The 1,488-nt window shown below is 33.7% G+C and carries 1 protein-coding gene and 1 pseudogene; one reads left to right on the plus strand and one right to left on the minus strand.

The genetic code is table 11. The features are described from left to right. On the minus strand, positions 1-1,134 hold a 1,134-nt coding region (locus A3844_RS31645; protein WP_074109586.1), incomplete at its 3' end, for a toll/interleukin-1 receptor domain-containing protein. A 190-nt stretch (positions 1,135-1,324) separates the two neighbouring features. Between A3844_RS31645 and A3844_RS33685 the strand changes: the two are divergent. Further along, a pseudogene (locus A3844_RS33685) lies at positions 1,325-1,488 on the plus strand (transposase); the annotation flags it as partial.

Genomic DNA, 1,488 nt, shown 5'->3' on the forward strand with positions numbered 1-1,488 from the left:
TATTTGTGCATTAGAATACTTTGGTATAGTAGTTCGCTTTGTTAATAATTCCCCTATTGGAGAAATCCATTCATTTTGTCTCCGCATATAATTAGAAAGAGTATCAGGATGAAATTGAAAAATGCACACGGGTCCATGAATTTCTCTGGAAGATCTGTCTATAACAAAATAATGATTCTTAAGGAGAGTTTCTAATTCCTTATATCGCTCATATTCTATTAAAACTGCTACAGTATATAGTATTATTTCCATAACAAAGAGCTTCATATGATCAAACTGTGATTCAAAAAAAGAACTTTGTGTCTCATCTCTTGTATAAATTAAAGGATATATATCTTCTAACAAATTTATTATGTATTTTACTTTAATCACATCAGCATAATTAAAATAGGTCTCTATACCCTCAACATATATATCTCTCAACTCAATCATTGATTCGAAACACTCAAATGCTATTCTATCTAATTCTGTATTTGATTCAAATCTTGTAGCATATGATTTATAATCGTTAAGAAATGCTGAGAGAAATTGATTGAATGCATTGTCTAATTTATTTGGTCTTGAATCAGCAATCTTTTTTAGTATATTTAAATGGGTACTACTGTTACTTAGGTTTTTTTTTTCATCATGCATAAGCCATTTAGGTGCCGTCCCCCTTTCTGGTCTAGGATTTTCTGGCTTATGATATAAATTTCTTATAAGTTTTCTATATCCTTCTTCAAAATTTTGTGGAGAGGACAAATCTATGTATTTTTTTCCTTTCAAATAAGTAGGTAAATATGCATTTCCATTATCATCAACTTCTGCGATAAGAGCGATGAATTTACTCTGGTCTGAATCTTTGTATACTTCTATAGAAGCAATTGTTGTTTCTGTACCAACCCCACCATATCTGCCGTCTGCTTTCTCAGCATAAATTTTATCACTAATTACCAACACCCTTTTTATGTCAGAATCATTTACCATCTTCTCCATAAATTTATTGAGATCTTGCCCTTCCGTTGTATCCCAATCATCCAAAATAACTTCTATCCCATCTCTTTCTAGGTTTGTTGCTAGTTCAATCACCCAGGCTTTGTGTTCTGGTGAACTCCAGGAGTATGAAATAAATACTTTGTCTGGTACTGTCGACATGGCTTTGCCTCCTTATAGAAACAATATTATTTACATTATATTACACGATGCGATCTATTTATATGAGCGTTTTGCATTAATCTAAACCCTTGTTACAAAAAGGAATTTTAAGCATAAAAAAGGACTTCACCCCAACTTGGAGAAGTTTTTTGGTGACCAAACCAAAACACTCAAGAGGAGGAAGTCCCCTTTGTATATTCTCCAAGAATGTCTGTTTTCCTTTGAGGAGCTTCAAAAAATCGAATCAAAAGAACGACTACCCATCTTTTTCAGTGCACTGGACCTGAGACCGTATGCGAGACAATTGAAAAGTCCTTCACCCCGAGGAGCGGACGGGCACTGTCGTCAAGGCAT

Source organism: Paenibacillus helianthi (genome assembly GCF_001909055.1).
Classification (GTDB): domain Bacteria; phylum Bacillota; class Bacilli; order Paenibacillales; family Paenibacillaceae; genus Paenibacillus_AQ; species Paenibacillus_AQ helianthi.